Origin of the sequence: Stieleria marina, assembly GCA_007741555.1 — a bacterium.
Lineage (GTDB): Bacteria > Planctomycetota > Planctomycetia > Pirellulales > Pirellulaceae > K23-9.
On sequence record CP036526.1, the window covers coordinates 3908090 to 3925506 of the forward strand.

Here is a 17417-nt window from a genome sequence, read left to right on the forward strand (position 1 = left end):
ATTCTCACATTTGGCTTTTGTTCGCCGGCCTTCGTTCGGTTCGCTCCTTCCTGAGCTTACCGATTGATCCCTGCTATCAGACGTCGACTGACGTCCAAAACAGGCTGCACTGCCCTCCAGTACATAACTGTCTTGGAATTGTCGCTGCTGACGGGCTAGAATGGGCCTATGTCAAAACCAAACAATGTCAATCGCCGCCGATTCGTCGCCCGTTCCGTCGTCCGTTCCGTCGCCGGATCCCTAGCTCTTCCGGGGCTTCCGTCACTGATGTCTCGTTCATCGGCAAACGACGCGTTCCAAAACAAAGCAGCCGCTTTGGATTCGCAGGCGGCGGATGCCGGACCCGACTTCGATGCCCGCCGGTTCGTGGCAGTTGGGAACTTGCTCGGTTTTCAGCAAAAGCACTTTTTCCCGGAGACGACCGGGAGCGAGTACGAAGAGACAACGTTGCTGAATCCCCTAGCTGATAATCGCGACCAGATGACGGTCTACCGTGGACTTGATCACGGCTTACGAGGCGGGCACTTTGCGGTGCACACGTTCCTCTCGGGAGTGCTGCACCACGAATCAAAAAACCGGCGTGATGGCAACGTCACTTTGGACCAACTAATCGCTGATCAAGTTGGCACTCAGACGCGTTTCCCATCGCTGACCGTCGGTTCCGAAGGCGGCATCCACGGTGGGTGTCAAATGTCGTGGACCAAATCGGGCGTTCGCGTACCGCCAATCACTGGCCCCGCGGATCTATTCAGCCGACTGTTTGTCACAGAATCCGCTGACCGACAAGCACGACGGGCCAAAGAAAATTCGCTGCAAGCGTCCATCTTGGATTCGATTCGCGACGAGGCGCGTTCGCTTTCCAAACGCGTCAATCACGAAGACAAAAACAAACTGGACGAGTACTTCAGTTCGATCCGCGATGTCGAAAAACGACTGGCCGGCCGACAGCAGTGGTCGGATCAACCCAAACCCAAAGCCCCCTTCGACAAACCGGCGGACACCAACACGGTGGACGATTTGCCGATGCTGTACGAATTGATTGCGTTGGCACTGCAAACTGATTCGACGCGCGTCGCAACACTAGAAATCGGCGGCAGCTTCTTGCCTCAGAATCTAGGCATCGACAAGTCCTATCACAGCCTTTCGCATCACGGCAACGACAAGGATGCTGTCGCGAATCTGATCACGCTGGAGACTTATCAGCTGGAGCAGTTTGGTAAGTTCCTGACCCGACTCGCTGGCATCACCGACGGACAACAAAGCCTACTCGACTCGACCGCGGTGCTGTTCGGCAGCGGAATGGGCAACGGAAGTTCGCACAGCAACATTGATTTGCCCATTGTGCTAGCCGGTGGCGGTTACGGAACGGGAACGTTCAAAAAGGTCAAATCAGACGGCATCGGGAAGGTGCCGCTGTGCAATCTGTACGTCGATATCGCTCAGCGAATGGGCGTCGACACGCAATCGTTTGGAAACAGCACCGGCACGTTTGCTTAATCGTGACTGCCATGCATCGATCCCATTTCATTGGCAACCAGACACGTGTGCCAGCCTGTTTGATCGCCCTGTGCCTTGCGGGCGTTCAGTGGTTTTCGGCGCCCAGAAACGTTTGGGCCGCCGATGAAAAACCGGCTGCTGTCGTCAAGGCGTTCCTTGAAAGTTACTGCCACGATTGCCATAGCACGGATTCAGCCGAAGGCGAACGAGAATTCGATTCGTTTACGCTGCCGCTTTCGTCGGTGCCGCAACTGATCACGGCCGACGAGATTATCGATCAAGTCACGCTCAAATCGATGCCGCCCGACGACGCGGACCAGCCGACGGACAACGAGCGGCTAGCGATCATCAAACACCTTCGCAGCAGTATCTCGCAGGCTCGTGACAAAATTCAAAGCACCGGTGGCCGCACCGTCATGCGTCGACTGTCCAACCGCGAATATCAAGTCACCTTGGCGACGTTGTTCAATCGTCGTGTCGACACGCTCGGCCTGACAGCTGACTTTCCCAAGGACAATACCAGCCATCACGTCGATACGATTGGCGAATCGTTGGTGACATCGGGTTTTCTGCTGGACCAGTACTTCCAATCCGCGTCACGGCTCGTCGAAGCGCGTTTGGGAAAACCAGAGACCCCTCCCAAGTCGTGGCACTTCACCGACAATTTCCGGCAATACGAAGAACTGACCGGGTCGCACAAATCGGTGTTCAAGTTCAAATTCCTATGTCTCTACGAACAGCCCAATACAGATACGCGGCAAGGTGGTTACGGACACATCGAAGACTTTCTGCAAGGCGTGCCTGTTTCGGGGCTCTACGATATCGAAGTCCATGCGCAGGCGATGCATCGTGACACGCACTATGATCCCAAGATCTTTCGCATCGATTTTTCCGAACCGTTTCAGCTCGCTGTCGTGCCGGGAGACGTCACCAAAGGTCACATTCATTATCCGCAGGCCATCGAACCGATTCTCGGGACCGCGATTGTGCCCGACGATCAGCCCGAATGGATTCGCTTTCGCGTCTGGTTGGAAGCTGGACAGACACCGCGTTTCATTTTCCCCAATGGGCCTTACGAATCGCGCGCGTCGGTGATCGCGACCAATAAGCGATACAAGAAAGAGTTTAAGAACCCCAAGGAAGGCGTCAGTCGTGCAACTCTGCTACGCGAAGGAGCCTTGCCGCACATCAAAATTGGCGAAATCAAAATTCGTGGTCCACTCAAGGAACCGGGCGGAAGCAAAGAGGAACTGGCGGTCTTTGGCGAGCAGGGTTTCCAGAGCAAACAAGCTTTGGACCAATTGCGTGCCTTTGCACAAAGAGCTTATCGGCGCACGCTGGACGATTCGGATCGCCAACGCATCGAAGCGATTTATCAAAAACGATTGTCCCAAAACGCCCCGCCGCGACAAGCCGCGCTGGACACTCTCAAGATGATCCTCTGCTCGCCTGCGTTTCTGTATCTGAGCGAAATCACGCCAGAGACTGAATCGGAACTACGGCCGTTCGATCTTGCCTCACGACTCTCCTACGCTCTGTGGGCCGCACCACCGGACGATGCTTTGTTCGCATCCGCTCAGTCGGGCGACTTGACGAAACCGGCTGAATTGAAAAAGCAAATTCATCGCCTACTAAGCGATGACCGCTCGGCTGAATTCGTAAACGGCTTTCTGGATAGCTGGCTGAACCTGCGAGACATCGGAAATCTACCACCGCCTCGCAAAGCGGCTTGGGAATACTATTCGGAAAATCTGCCCGACGCGATGAAGACGGAATCCCGATTGTTCTTCACCAACCTTCTAAAATCGAACGGTTCGGTGATCGATTTTCTGCAATCCGACTACACGTTCGTCGACAAGCGTTTGGCAAAGCTATACCAACTGCCAGAGAAAGACACGCTCCGGCTGAAGGATGGTTTTCAGCGTGTTCGTCTGGCAAAACCAGCACAGCGAGGAGGACTATTGGGGATGGCCAGTGTGTTGACGGTCAGCGCCAATGGCGTCGATACGTCTCCGGTCACCCGCGGCGTCTGGGTCTCCGAAAATATCCTCGGCGTCACCCCTCCGCCTCCGCCTCCGCCCGACGAAGTGCCCGCGCTGGATTCCAACGTGAGCGGTGCAACCACGATCCGAGAGAAACTGGCAAAACACAGCGAGGACAAAACCTGTGTCGTGTGCCATCGAAACATCGACCCGCTGGGCTTTGCGCTCGAGACTTTCGACCCGACCGGTCGCTGGCGAACAAAGTACCCTGCCGCCAAAGGCAAGTCGCCCCAGGTGGACGCGTCAGGCGAGTTTCCATCGGGCGAAACGTACCAAGACTTTGCAAGCTTCAAGAAGATCCTGGTCAAAAGTCGCCAAGATCAGTTCACGCGCCACTTGATCCAAAAGCTACTCACCTACACCACCGGTCGCCATATGGAACGAGTCGATCAGTACGAGATCGACGATCTATTGCACCGTGTCAAGAAAGATGACTTCGGGCTGCAAACCATGGTCACCGAAGTCCTCGCCAGCACGATCTTTCGATCCCGCTAAACGACAACGTGGGTTCCCAGGCCGGTCAAACCGGCCTGGTTACGATTGCCCGTTGGAGCTGCCGTTACGTTTAACGGATCAGGTTGGTGAGCTCTTCCAAGATCTCTTCGGCCACGGTCACCGTTCGAGCGTTCGCCGAAAATCCTCGTTGCGCGACGATCAGCTGAGTAAACTCCTGCGCGATATCGACGTTGGAACTTTCCAACTGACCACCGACGACCTGTCCTCGGCCACCACCAAGTCCAGTTCCGATCGAAGCATTTCCGCTACTGAGGGATTGCTGAAAAAAGTTTCCCCCCAACGGATCCAACGCACTCTGATTGGAAAAACTAGCGATCGCCAACTGTGCCAGCGGTAGCGTCTTGCCGTTCGTTGCCAGTCCAGTCAACTCGCCACTTGAATTGACCGAGACCGATACGAGACTACCAGGCGGAAATCCGTCCTGGTCTTGGCTCAGCGAATACTCGGTCGCCAAGTGCTTGATGCCGCTAAAATCCAGCTCGATCACTTGCGACGCGGTCAACGAATCAAACTGAATCTCGATGTTTGCGTCGCCCACGCCGTTTTCGCCCGCCAATGCGTACGTGCCGTCTTCGTTGAACGTCAGGTTCAACACCGAATCATCCACCATAACACCCGAACTCGCGTTCACATTCGCTTGCACGGACCAAGTATTGGCGGTTTCTTTGCGGATGTCATAAGTCACTCGGTGGCTCTCACCGCGACTGTCAAACACTTCCGTAGAAAGCTCAAAAGCGTCTCCGCTGGATCCTTCGGTGGTCACGACCAGCGAATTGCTGGAGAACGCCGTGGCACCACTGTTGCCCGCCGCATCCCGCAAAAGCAGACTGCTAAAAGCGTCACCGGATTCGTCGGACGTAATCGTCACCGTGCCGTTTGGCTGCAGCTCCGCGACCGCCCCGGTCATCAACGAATTGATCTCGGCGATCAAATCGTCCAGCGTCGCCGTTTCTGCATCAAGGGTTCCGCTGAACGGCGACCCATCGGGATTGGTGCCGTTGATCTCGATCAAATCGCCAGCACCGTAGTCACGTTGGTTAAATGCGAGATCGTTCAAACTGGTCGTGCCATCTGCCGCTCCTGTATCCGTCTGAAACGGCTCAAACGAAGTCAAAATTTCGCGAGTCGGCGGCAGAGCTGTCGAGGGCAAGTTTCCAGCCAAAGACATGCGCGTCGTACTTTCACCAGGAATGGCATCGCCCAGCGGAACTCGGATCGACGATTCACCTGCAACTTGAAAAGCAATGTCCCCTTCGCTGGCCGGTTCGCCCAATTCGCCAAATCGCTGCACCAAGAACCCCGTTGACGGATCAACCAAGCGTCCTTCGCCGTCGATCGTGAACGAACCCGCTCGCGTATAGATATTTTCGTCCGATTGACCGGCAAGCGTAAAGAACCCGTCGCCTTGGATTGCGAAGTCCAGGATTTCTCCCGTCGACTGCAGCGTTCCCTGCGTAAACTTGCGACTGATGCTGCCAATCTGCACACCCGTGCCGATCTCTTGCGGGTTCACGCCACCCGTGTTGGCCGTGCTCCCCGAACCACCTTTTTGTTGGTGGTAGACCAGATCGGCGAACTTGGTCGTTTGAGATTTAAACGCAATCGTGTTCATGTTGGCAAGGTTGTTCGACACGACATCCAACTGCTGCTGGTGTGCTCGTAGACCGGTAATTCCTGTGAATAATGCTCGACTCATGGTTCATCTCTCTCTATTAAATAATCAAGCGACCCGAAGGACGCCTGCAAGGTTTTGGGGGACTCAACTGCGTGCCGCCATCGACGACAAAATTCGTGAAGTGGGATCTCAATTCGGCTTGTCTTAAGTAGCCGAACTGACACCGGTGATGTTCGAAATGTCGACAGTCGTTCCGTCGACTAGTAAGTTGACAGTGTCGCCGGCAGTAAACATTTCCGAAGCCTTGCCGCTGCGCATTTCACCGCTGATCGGATCCTGGTATTGAACGTTCTTGCCGACCAAGTTGACGCCCTGCGTGGCTTCCTGAAGCTGAAGCATTTTCTCGAACGAACCGTTCAGCCCCTCGATGCCTTCCAGCTGCGAAAACTGGGCGAGGTCATTGATCAGACCCTCCTGATCGACCGGGTCGATAGGGTCTTGGTTTTGAAGCTGTACGGTCAATAGTTGCAAGTAGTCGATCGTGGCCGTTTGTGAATTGATTCCGTTCATTAGATTGCCTTCCTAGAGGTTCGTACTGTCTGTATCGTTGTATAAAGTTGAATGAGCTAAGCGACGATGTCCAAGCCGCTCTTGCCGGTGGATTGGCTCGGCACCGAAACATTTCGCTTGATCGATTCGTTGCCACCAAACGCAAACGCCGGTGCGTTTGACTCGCTGTTGTTTTGAAATTCGCCGCCCCCATCGTGCGACACGTCCACGTCGACGTCTTCAAACCCAAGATTGCTCAGGGCTTCCTGAAGTTCGATTTTCTGTGACGCTAGCAGTTCGCTGGATATCAATTCCGACGCGATGATCTGCGCAGCAATCGTTTCACCTGACTGATTGATTTGGATCGCCAAACGGCCAAGTTCAGCGGGGTGCAGTTCAAATGACATCGAATTCATCTCGCCGTCAGACGACTCGATCACGTGAGCCACCGCGGCGGACGTCTGGTGCGTGACATCAGCGGACTGAATCGCCGAAAACATCTCGCCCGTCCGAATCGACGAAGCTGCCCCGACCTGAGTCGGATCCATCGATACGTTGCCCGCAGACGCCTGCCCAAAGGCCCCTTGCCCACCAAGTGCTTGCTCTCCAGACGCTTGGTTGCCATTTGCTTGCTGTGCGGCTGACTGCGCGGCTGACTGCGCGGCTGTTGCGGGCGTGTCTCCGCCCGATGGCACCGTACTGGGGAACTCAGCGGACGACGCAGACGAACTGGACGAAAAATCACCAAGCACTCCCGCACCCGCGTCTCCCGCGACGGCTTCACTGCCCGGTGCTTCATTGCCGTTCACTTCGTTGCCAACTATTGATTCATTCGTTGGCAGCACTTCGTCGTCAGTCTCAAGCCCGACGGCTGAGCCATCGGTTCGCGACAGCGAGTTGTCCAGTCCAAACGCATCCGAATCGTCGTCACTGCTCTCAAATCCAGCCGCATTCTCTGCCAGCGATTCCGACGATCCATGCTCGGCGCTCATGCCACCTTGCGAATCAGAAAATTCGCCGTTTGCTTGTTCGGTCGATGCGACAGAAACAGCACTTGGGTCGTCAGCAACTGCCGTCGACGACCTGGAGTGCTCCGCCGTCGCCTGAACAATGGATTCATCGGGTGTTCCAGAGACAGACTCCGCCTCGACCGTCGCGTCAGCCACTGCATCACTCTCCGGTGACGCTGTCTTTTCGCTTCGAATGAAACGAGAATTGGTTTCCAACTCCGCGATTTCTGCTTCGCCGACGTTGTTGCTTTGCACTCCGCCGGTATCAACGTTGCCAACGCCTGCTTGATCCGCAGGCCCGATTTCAGTGGCGGGCGGTGACTCCAATGCGTTTGAATCAGCAGCAACTTTGGTTTCACTCCCCTGGCTTTCAACTCGGAGCGTCTCCCTAGCAGCAATTGACTCGCTCTCATTTTGGCTCAGCGCGCTTGAGATTGACGTGCTGTTGATTGACGTGCTGCGGCTCGCAGCCTCCCGTTCCCTATTGCCTTGGTCAGCCACCGATGATGATTCGGAATTTGCAGCCATCGGATCGGTGTTTGGCGACGCTTGGCCGTTCACTGCGCCCGAATTTGACGACGCCAAATCCGGGGACGACGCTTTTTGTCCCGCCCTTTGGGCACCAGTGATGGCATCCGCAGTTCCGGGGCTCACACCATCTCCCACCGCAACCGATCCGGACTCTCCGGTCGACACGACAGTTTCAGCGCCCAAGCCTTGCGACGGCAATGACGCTGTGCCTTGCGACTGCAACGACTCTGTGCCTTGCGACTGCAAAGACTCCGCATCCTGCCGTTGCAACAGTGACGCGGCCTCCCTATCAAAACGGCCATGTTGATTTGCGGCGTCGAATCCAAAGCTCCCAGGATCGACGCGATTGGCGTTCCCAAACGATTCGCCATCAGCCACTCGATCGGCCGCACGTGTTTGAGTCGTTTCCGACGCAGACAATTCAGCATCAATACTGTGCAACTTGTCGTGGCTGTCACCGCCCTCAGTATCGCTGAACGACTCCGAGTTCCCCAACAAACTGTCGTTGTCGTCCAAGCCGGCGCCAACGCCTACACCCAAGCCCAGTGCATTGCTACCATCGTCGACGACATCATCCAAGTGCTTGGAAAATGAATCGTCGTGAATGATCGGAACGTCCGTGGACCCGCGATCGGTCGACACAGACGACGCTTTGGCGGGAGCTAAGAACTGAGCGATAGATAAATCGGTTGGCACCATTTTCTCCTAACGAGTAAGGAGATCACCAGTACGCAACTAGTGTGCCAAAGCAATTCGGACCCGCATTTCGCACCAAACGCTAGCGAATGCGGGTCAAGGTTTTTTCAATCGGTCCAGCATGCCTTTCTCAGAATTGTTAAAGACCACCGCCTCGCAGATTCTGCTTTGCTGGTAGCAAAAAGTGCCCCAGCAAATCACCGCATTCACTCCATCCGTCGTCAGCACCACCCTCAACGTCGATTCAGCACCACCAAGCCGCCATCGTCAAACCGGAATCATCAAATGCCAACGATCTCGCCTACTTCAGCGGCTTGATTCTCAGATTTCGCCAACGCACTTCATACGGTCCGGAACCCTTTTTGATTCCGTGAACCTGCAATCCGATCAGGCCTTTGGGATGCGTCTCAAAAATCTCCTCGTCCGTCAAATCAGCGACCGCATTGCCATTGATAGACGTTTTGATAGTTGACCCTTTAGCCACAACGCGAAACTGATTCCACTCGCCGTTCTTCATGTGCGAATGTTCGTTCGACGCTTTGTCTTTCATTTTCGGTTCCGGAGACAACCAACCTCGGCCCGTCGCTTCGCCATAAACCCAACCGGACTGTCCGGGACTCGATTCGATCTCAACCTGTGGCCCAAACAATCGCCCACCATACGAATCCTTGCCGTCGACGTTCTTGAGCTTCGAACGAATCTGGACCCCCGAATTCAATCCGTCATCCACTTTGACTTCAAACTCCAGTTCAAAATCTCCGTACTCTTGGGGCGGGCACAAAAACGAATTGCCGCTCCCCTCCGCTGTCTTGCCCATGATCACTCCGCCCTCTTCGACCGTGTACGTCGCAAAGCCGCTCTTGACGGACCACTTGTCGATCGATTTCCCATCAAACAAAGCTGTCCAACCGTCCTGACCCGAAGCAGGGCAAGCCAATCCAAATCCGATTGCCATGGAAAAAAACACAGCAGAAAATTTCAGCGTCATAGTCATCTCATACTCGACAGGGTTAACAAAAATCCGATGCATCCTGAACACCTGCGCAGCAAACGCATTCACTCCGGCACACCTCAACATCACAAAACCGATAGAACACAGCGCTACAAATCAACCCACACCACGTCCATTGATGGCAGTATAGCTCAACCGTCCTGACCAAACGGCCATCCTCAGCCTCGACACCGTAAAGCCTTCGCGAAAGCATGTGCTAGCCCGCCCGAAAGCATCTACTCGCCCGCTAGCGTACTCCTTCGCACGCGAAAGTATTTGCTGCCGGACATCGATCCGCGACGTCGCGCTTGTTATCATGTTCGCTCCCCAAAACGGCGAACCCTGCTCCGGGCTGGTTCTTCAGGAATCCAATTCCGACAACCACCCCCGCGATCTCTCCTTTGTCTCACCCGCCTTTCCACGCCCAAGTGACACCACCTATGTCCCGCCTGATTATTCCGATTGCCTTGCTATTGATCGCCTGCATCCCACAGCGTAGCGATGCCCAGCAAGCCGATGTGATTGTCTACGGCAACACCTCCGCGGGCGTGATCGCGGCCGTCCAAGCTGCCAAAATGAAACGGAGCGTCATTCTGGTCGGACCCGATCGCCACTTGGGCGGACTCTCCAGCGGTGGCTTGGGCTGGACCGACTCCGGCCGCAAAGAAACCGTGGGCGGACTTGCTCGCGATTTTTATCACCGCATCTGGCAACACTACGACCAGAACGACGCCTGGACTTGGCAAAAACAATCCGACTACGGCAACCGCGGCCAAGGCTCCGCTGCGATCGATGCCGACAATCGTACGATGTGGATCTTTGAACCGCACGTGGCCGAACAAGTCTTCGAGGACCTCATCGCTGAGCACAAAATCCAAGTGTTTCGTGACGAATGGCTCGATCGAGAAACCGGCGTCGATGTGGTCGACGGGCAAATCACACAAATCCGCACGCTCAGCGGCAAGACCTTCCGAGGCAAACGCTACATCGACGCGACCTACGAAGGCGACTTGATGGCCGCCGCCGGAGTCGACTACCACGTCGGTCGCGAAGCCAACGACGTCTACCAAGAGAAATGGAATGGCGTCCAAGTAGGCGTCCTTCATCACAAGCACTGGTTCGACAAACCCATCGATCCCTACATCGTCCCCGGTGACCCAAGTAGCGGCGTGTTGCCGCTAATCAGTACCGACCCGCCCGGTGTTCGCGGCGAAGGAGACGATCGAGTCCAGGCCTACTGTTTTCGAATGTGCCTGACCGACGTCGCCGAGAATCGCCTCCCATTCCCTCAGCCCGACGGTTACGACGCCAAAGAATACGAATTGCTCAAACGAGTCTTCGATGCCGGCTGGCGCGATGCATTTAAAAAGTTTGACCCGATTCCAAATCGCAAAACCGACACCAACAACCACGGCCCGTTCAGCACCGACAACATCGGCATGAACTACGACTATCCCGATGGCAGCTACCAACGCCGCCGCGAAATCATTGCCCAACACGAAGCTTATCAAAAAGGCCTGATGTACTTCATCGCCAACGATCCCTCGGTCCCCGCCAAAATCCAACAAGCCATGAAAAAATGGGGCCTCCCCAAAGACGAATTCAAAGACAACGGAGGCTGGCCGCACCAGATCTACGTCCGCGAAGCACGCCGAATGATTGGCACCCACGTGATGACCGAACACGACTGCATGGGAGTTCACGACGTCACTGATTCGGTCGGCATGGGGTCCTACACCATGGATTCGCACAACGTCCAACGGTACATCAAACCCGACGGGACCGTTCAAAACGAAGGCGATATCGGAGTCCACCCCGGTCGACCTTATCGCATTTCCTACGGCAGTCTGGTGCCAAAAAAATCACAATGCACCAACCTGCTGGTCCCCGTCTGCATCTCATCGTCGCACATCGCGTTTGGCTCCATCCGCATGGAGCCGGTCTTCATGATCCTGGGACAATCAGCCGCAACCGCCGCCATCCTGTCAATTGACCAAGACATCGCCGTGCAAGATCTGGACTATCAAGTTCTCAAAAAACAGCTCGATGCCGATCGACAAGTCCTGCAATTCGACGGCCCCTTCGTCTCGAACGGCGGCATGGATCCCTCCAAATTTCCCGGGCAAGTCCTTGACGATTCCGATGCCAAAAAATCAGGGCTCTGGCGCAGCAGTCATTCGGTGCATCCGTTCGTCGGCGAAGAATACCTTCACGACAACGGCGATAAACAGACGCTTAGCAAAGTGACTTGGACAGTCGACGTTCCCAAACCTGGCAAGTACGAAGTCCGAATCAGCTACACCGCCAACCGCAATCGTTCGACCAAAGTCCCCGTACGAATCGACAACCAAACCGTACTGGTTAATCAACGCAAAAAGCCCCAGCAACGCAGTCGAGATACGCACGACGGAATCTGGCATACCGTCGGCACCTTCCCGTTCGCAAACACCGCCACCATCGAAATTAGCAACGCCAATGCCGATGACGGCCACGTCATTGTCGACGCCGTGCAGTTAATCCGCGTCAAATAGACCGCGTCAAAAATTAAAACTGCACGCCGCCTCCCCCGCCCTCTAGGGCCCCCCCGACCTGCCGGGCCCCAGCACTTCGAGCGCGCTACCGGTCCATTGCCGCGCCGCCTCGTACCCGCCGCCTCCCAACCGCCGCGAACTAATCGCTGCAAACCAAGTTAAATCGCGACGATTACACCAACGCGCCAGGTTCTTTTTCCAGCAAGGGATCTTTCTGCCCCCTGGATACCCCCGAGCGGTATTCGATTGCTTTAGAATGCTCGCCAAACCAGTTTGATGCATCTGAGAATGCTCTGCGTCGTTCTGATCGCAACTCGTCCCACTGAAACTTTCGTTGGAGTCAATCGATGTCAGACAATCCTTATGCCAGTCCTCAAAGTTCGTTCGAGCCCATTGGAAATTCAGTCGGCGGACTGGCGATCGACAACATGCCGGTTGCCTCTCAGAACAAGCGTTTAATCAATTTCTTTGTCGACAACATCATGACTCAGATTCTGTCCATGGCCGGCGGATTCGTCCTTGGAATGGCCGCGGCCGCCAACGCAGGCGGACAGTTGACGCCCGAGGAAGCCGGACGGTTGCAGTTGCTCGGAATGCTGGTCGGCTTGATCATCATGCTGATCTACTTCGTCGGAATGGAAGTCGCCACCGGCGCCACGATCGGAAAACTGCTGACCGGTACGCGCGTCGTCAACGCCGGTGGTGGCAAAGCCAGCTTCGGCCAAATCTTCGGACGCACGCTCGCAAGAATGATCCCCTTCGAACCGTTCTCCTTCTTGTTCGGCGACAAAACAACAGGCTGGCACGACTCACTCTCCGGCACCCGAGTCATCGACACACGCGGCTAACCATCCGTTCGCGGACTCCGACCGGGATCGAAAAGCCACGATCTCTCCGCGTAAACCCAAATCTCCCCTGCCCTCTCTCTCTCCTCCAGCTTGCCTAAAGCAAAGGGGCTGGGGAAGCCGGAATCAGGCGTAGCGGACCGGAGATGATCTGCTGCAAACACGCGAGCCAAGCTCACGTGAGAACGGTCGCGCGAATCTACGCCAACCAGCAAAACGACCGCGTCAACCAACGGGCCCAAGGTCGTCCCTACCACGATCAGCCAAGTAATGAAAGCGCGCCCACACCGCCAAAAAGGGCGAAAAACTCAAAGACTGGCTCCAATGGGGGGACCCGATTATGCGTCTTAATAGAATGCATAATGTATACATTTACCGTTCGAATAGCCCAGATAATGTATTACCTTATCCCCCATACTAAAACCCATAATATATGGTTCTGCCATAGACATCAAGCAATGAACAAATCCATATACCACGGTCACCTGCAAGGTGCATCTGTCGAATTGATTAACAATACGACAGTTACAGTCAACGGTGATCATCGCTTTCCGTATCCTTCGGCAGTACAAGCACAAAATGTGGCGGCTCAAAATGGTGACGACCCCGCGAGGGTTTACTATTCGCTTGGCGAAGTGTCACCGGGCGACGACGTCTGCGTTACCGTGGAGGGAACCGAACATTCTGTGGAGGCTGACAAGACCAATTGGCACATGTTCTTGATCAAGATTGTTAGTAAACACGAAATTCAGACATCATTCATTGACGACCAAGTCTCGCAAGAGGGCGCGGAATGATTGGGAGAGAACGCTGATTTTTCACCCGAGTTACAAACGCTAGGCAGAACCATGACATGCACGGAAGAACGGCTTGCGTGTTTTTTGAAGTGGAAAGTCAATCGTCCGTCCTCCGTGATGTCTACCGTTCTGCCAACGGGATGCCCGTTATGAAATGCAAAATCAACTCAGACGTACACATGCAACTGAACTAACTGATGCTGAACTGATCCTCTTTGACATAATTGCAACGCGAGGTGGCACTCGCCGATACTTTCACCCTGATGTCTTCCCGCTTCAATACAACTATCCATCTCATGGGTTCACGCCGAACGACCTTTCAGCGGCTCTTAACCGTTTTGAAGCAAGTGGCTGGGCTACTGGCAGCGACTTTATCGATCGTCACTCAAAGTCTGATCGCGAGATTTCAATAACCGACGCAGGCGCGAGACTTTGGGAGTCTGAACGCCAGCCCGATTGGTCTCGCCTGGTAATGGAATGGTACGGACGATCTCGGCCCAACACTGAGCGTCATCGCGTCTCTGTGTTGGGGCATTCCCATGCGATTTGTCAACGGTTCTTTGATGTCTCGTGTGAGTGCGGATTTTTCGACTACGACTTGGGGCCGGTGGTCTCCCGTATGGCGAATCGGAAACTGATTTATTGGCGTCCCGTGCAGCCAGTCTATTTGATCTCAGGATGGCTGAATTCGTGGCACGGTCGCGCAGACTGGGAGCACTTTCAACGCGAACGTGTTTGGTGGAGATTTGCCGATGAGATTGGTACACTTTGGGAACTGCCTAGTGCCGACGGATAGCGTCGGGGAAGGCAGAACCATGCCATTCACACGAAGGACGGCGTGGGGCGTTTACAAATGGAAACCACATTGGCCGTCCTCGGTGATGGCGACCGTTCTGTCGATGATCCCTAAAATCAATCGCCCATGAAGGCGTCAATCCTCGACCTGATTTTCGCAACTGTCTTCGCAGCTTGCACCTTTTCGTTGTGGATGCTCTATCCTGAATTCGCAGATACAGCTATCGCCGTCGGATTATGGTCTCTGCTGGCTGCAATATCCTGTATTCGACGAAAACGAACGCTAATCTATTTCTCGGCTATCGCAGCCGTAGCATTCGTCGTCAGATATGCGGGGCACCTGGACAGGCTGCGCTCACCCTATTTCTTTGCGGAGTTTGTCGACATCGGCTCAATGCTCTGCTGTTTTGGCATTGTTGCAAATACTGCGATTCTCGATCGTCATAATCTCGCGTGGTATTTGGGCATTGCCGCATTGTTCGTCGTCTTCTTTTTTACGCCATTCCTTCTCCCGATCCATCCGTTGATTTCCCTGTCACCGATGATGATAATCTCCACAGGTTTGGTTCTCACTTGGCAGCGTGGCCGGGCAGCGCTTAAGATGACAGAACCATGCGATTCACACGAAGCACCGCATGACGATTTTAGAAATGGAAACCACATTGGCGGTGCTCGGTGATCGCCGCCGTTATCCGACTGAATCATGACTGACGGCACAGGCGTTTTCCATGGCCCGAAATCTATTGGGTATGCTCGTGTCCATGTTCGTTGTACCGAGTCGCCGCGCGATTTCGCAGTCACTCTTGCGTTAGATGACGACGAGTGGAACAACCAACTTCGTGATGGCGGATTTTCCGACTGGACTGATGCGGCGTTGGCTGGTTTGGAGCATGCACTCAGGCTTAGTGGTAATGCTCACGGTCAATGGGCTGTTATTCGTGTCGTGGGATTGGTCTCAGATACAATCCCACGATACATCGCGCATGCATCTGCGCTCGCTGCGTGGGACAGTGTCGGTTACCATGCTGAAACAGAGGAACTCGAATCGCTCCTCAATTGGACTGTCGAATCATTTCCAGGCTTGGACGATTGAATCGGCGGATAACCATGTGTTGGACCGAAGATCGCGATGAGGCGGTTTTTGAAATGGAGGACACAAGGCGCGATCTCGGTCAACACTACCGTTCGCCGACGAAACAACGCTTCAATTTGAGACTCATTGGTGATGTCGAAACGTTCGCTACAGTTCTCGCTTCGATCAATCTTGATCGGTGTTCTCATTGCAGCCATCGTCTCACTATCTGCTAGATGGTACATAGAACGTCGCGCAGATTTTGTTGATCCGCCTACTTACGCTCAATCGAAGCCACTCACACAAGCGGAGATCGATGAACTCATTGCCAAATCAAAGAAGGGGCGTGATGTGTACGCTTCCGAAATATCTAGAGAACATCCGCCTCTTGGGATTGACCACTGGGATCAGCAGGCTGATAAACTCAGACCTGGAATGACAAAATTTGCGTTGTTCAAGTATGTTCCCGCTGCATCGGCGAATGGATCTTGGTTGATTCCGCGACCAAACGGTGAAACGACGCAGGTTTTTTATTACGCGGTAGATTCGGAGTATGCGGCGCTTTGTGAAATGAGGACGAATGATCCGAGTCAAAGTCTGCGTGTCGTCAAAATGCTTGGTTTCTATAAACATCATCAACGATTTACGGATTACGGATCACCCAATATCACGAAACTCGACATCACCAGTGGTCCCGAACCCGTTGTTGTCTTCGAATAGTGATGGAGGCGGCGAACCATCCGATGCACCGAAGTACCGGGCGTCGCGTTTTAAGAATGGAAACTCAACCGCCGGTCCTCGGTGATCGGTACCGTTCGTCGACAATGAACACACCATCTACAGCAAGCTCGTAACTCGTTCCATGACGCTAGAAAACAAGGCCGTAATCTCCACCGCCGTGGTAGTTGACGTTGACGCGTCCGAGACCGGCAACTCTTCGCGAATGGACTCGATTGCACGACGCCTTCGCGATGCCGTGGAATCGGCGTTCTCTCGCGATGCATCCGTCGACCCAACCGAGTGCCTGGCATGGGACTGGTTGAACGATTCGGACACCAATTTTGGGCGATGCGCAGACTGCAATCGCCTTGTATCCAACTACGAACAACCCCATCAAATTCGCACGCTGATTGATGCTCGGATCGTAGACGGTACACTACTTTGCGATGAATGCGCATATTCCCGCCGCGAAGGGGCGTCCGCAGATGCTTGATGCTTCTCTTCCGAACATCGAGGGAAGAGCGACGAACCATGCGATGGACCGAAGTCGCGGGTAAGGCGTTTTGACATGGAAACCTCACTGCCGCGACTCGGTCATCGCGGACGTTACCCGACTTTGATGCTCGATGAATTACGAATCCTTCTTGCCTCGATATAGCAAAGTGCTTCTTGCCACCGACGACTTGCACATTGATGATGCTGTCCGCGAATCCGAATGGTTGGGGTACGAACCATGTAGTCTTGATCAGATTGCGGACCACGAATCGCGTCTTGGCGTTATCCTACCTCAATCGATCCGAGAGTTTTACCTAGCCACCAATGGCTGGCGCAATGTTGATACGTTTATCGATGAGATACTCCCGATTGAACGCGTAGACTATCTACGCACACTAGACAAAGACCTGTGCGAAATCGTCAGCGACGACATACGTCCAGTCGATGATCCGGAATGGGTCGAGGAACAGACCACCTCAGTCGTCAGATCGCTTTGCTTCAGCCTTGAGGGCGATGCAGCGCGACTGCTTGTCGACCCACATTCTGATATAGGCTCTGGCGAATGGAACGTTGGCACTTGGGCCAGCTGGCAGCCCGGAATGGAATGGTCTGGACAGAGTTTTGCTAACTTCCTGCAACTGAGACTCGACGGACTCGTCGAACTACGCGATATTGGCGGGTAACCATGCCGTGCACGCGAAGGACGGCATAAGGT

General features: G+C 54.5%; 13 protein-coding genes. 9 read left to right on the plus strand and 4 right to left on the minus strand.

The features are described 5' to 3' along the window. Nucleotides 1-168 precede the first annotated feature (168 nt). Nucleotides 169-1497, plus strand: a complete 1329-nt coding sequence (locus K239x_RS13965; protein ID WP_145418685.1) for a DUF1552 domain-containing protein — start codon at nucleotides 169-171, stop codon at nucleotides 1495-1497. An 11-nt stretch (nucleotides 1498-1508) separates the two neighbouring features. Beyond that, nucleotides 1509-4034: a DUF1592 domain-containing protein gene (locus K239x_RS13970; protein WP_145418687.1), complete on the plus strand. Its 2526-nt coding sequence runs from the start codon at nucleotides 1509-1511 to the stop codon at nucleotides 4032-4034. 70 nt (nucleotides 4035-4104) lie between these two features. Here K239x_RS13970 and K239x_RS13975 read toward each other — a convergent pair whose 3' ends face one another. From K239x_RS13975 to K239x_RS13990, 4 genes are all read right to left on the minus strand, one after another. After that, on the minus strand, nucleotides 4105-5751 hold the full coding sequence (locus K239x_RS13975; RefSeq protein ID WP_145418689.1) for a flagellar hook protein FlgE: 1647 nt from the start codon (nucleotides 5749-5751) through the stop codon (nucleotides 4105-4107). 123 nt (nucleotides 5752-5874) lie between these two features. Beyond that, complete coding sequence (locus K239x_RS13980) at nucleotides 5875-6240, minus strand: flagellar hook capping FlgD N-terminal domain-containing protein (protein ID WP_145418691.1); 366 nt, start codon at nucleotides 6238-6240, stop codon at nucleotides 5875-5877. A 56-nt stretch (nucleotides 6241-6296) separates the two neighbouring features. Beyond that, nucleotides 6297-8459 (minus strand): flagellar hook-length control protein FliK, encoded by a 2163-nt coding sequence (locus tag K239x_RS13985; RefSeq protein ID WP_145418693.1) that lies wholly within the window; start codon nucleotides 8457-8459, stop codon nucleotides 6297-6299. Between the two features lie 298 nt (nucleotides 8460-8757). Beyond that, a complete protein-coding gene (locus K239x_RS13990; RefSeq protein ID WP_419190036.1) occupies nucleotides 8758-9444 on the minus strand; it encodes a 3-keto-disaccharide hydrolase in 687 nt (228 codons plus the stop codon). 443 nt (nucleotides 9445-9887) lie between these two features. Here K239x_RS13990 and K239x_RS13995 point away from each other — a divergent pair, with 443 nt between their 5' ends. From K239x_RS13995 to K239x_RS14030, 7 genes are all read left to right on the plus strand, one after another. Beyond that, entirely contained in the window at nucleotides 9888-11978 is a 2091-nt protein-coding gene (locus K239x_RS13995; RefSeq protein WP_145418695.1) for an FAD-dependent oxidoreductase, read from the plus strand. Nucleotides 11979-12325: 347 nt separating this feature from the next. Then, nucleotides 12326-12826, plus strand: coding sequence for an RDD family protein (locus tag K239x_RS14000; protein WP_145418696.1), 501 nt, complete (start codon nucleotides 12326-12328; stop codon nucleotides 12824-12826). Nucleotides 12827-13281: 455 nt separating this feature from the next. Further along, the gene (locus K239x_RS14005; protein ID WP_145418100.1) at nucleotides 13282-13620 is read left to right on the plus strand and encodes a hypothetical protein; all 339 of its coding nucleotides are present in this window, start codon (nucleotides 13282-13284) and stop codon (nucleotides 13618-13620) included. Between the two features lie 922 nt (nucleotides 13621-14542). After that, entirely contained in the window at nucleotides 14543-15094 is a 552-nt protein-coding gene (locus tag K239x_RS14015) for a hypothetical protein (protein WP_145418699.1), read from the plus strand. A gap of 24 nt (nucleotides 15095-15118) precedes the next feature. Further along, nucleotides 15119-15508: a hypothetical protein gene (locus K239x_RS14020; protein ID WP_145418144.1), complete on the plus strand. Its 390-nt coding sequence runs from the start codon at nucleotides 15119-15121 to the stop codon at nucleotides 15506-15508. A gap of 129 nt (nucleotides 15509-15637) precedes the next feature. Then, a complete protein-coding gene (locus K239x_RS14025) occupies nucleotides 15638-16207 on the plus strand; it encodes a hypothetical protein (RefSeq protein ID WP_145418701.1) in 570 nt (189 codons plus the stop codon). Between the two features lie 626 nt (nucleotides 16208-16833). Continuing rightward, entirely contained in the window at nucleotides 16834-17385 is a 552-nt protein-coding gene (locus tag K239x_RS14030; protein ID WP_145418703.1) for an SMI1/KNR4 family protein, read from the plus strand. The last annotated feature ends 32 nt before the right edge of the window (nucleotides 17386-17417 follow it).